The following is a 251-nucleotide window of genomic DNA, read 5'->3' as shown; positions in this document are numbered from 1 at the left end:
ATACCATCGACCGTTTGCGCATCGCTACCCGTCTGAACGACCAGCGCCCGGCAGAACTTCCCCCTCTTAACGTACTGATTCAAATTAACATTAGTGATGAAAACAGTAAGTCCGGGAGTCAACTGGCTGAACTGGACGAGCTGGCAGCTGCGGTCGCTGAACTACCGCGTTTACGTCTGCGCGGGCTGATGGCAATCCCTGCGCCTGAGTCAGAATATGTAAGGCAGTTTGAAGTTGCACGCCAAATGGCT

1 pseudogene is annotated in these 251 nt (G+C 53.4%); it reads left to right on the top strand.

Annotation, left to right across the window (positions count from 1 at the left end):
* Positions 1-251: pseudogene (yggS, locus tag SB765_RS32095) on the top strand (pyridoxal phosphate homeostasis protein); the annotation flags it as partial.

This window comes from Pseudomonas sp. SIMBA_067 (assembly GCF_046534675.1).
Classification (GTDB): domain Bacteria; phylum Pseudomonadota; class Gammaproteobacteria; order Pseudomonadales; family Pseudomonadaceae; genus Aquipseudomonas; species Aquipseudomonas putida.
Note: the sequence above shows the minus strand (reverse complement) of the source record. Positions and strands in the feature narration are given on the sequence as shown.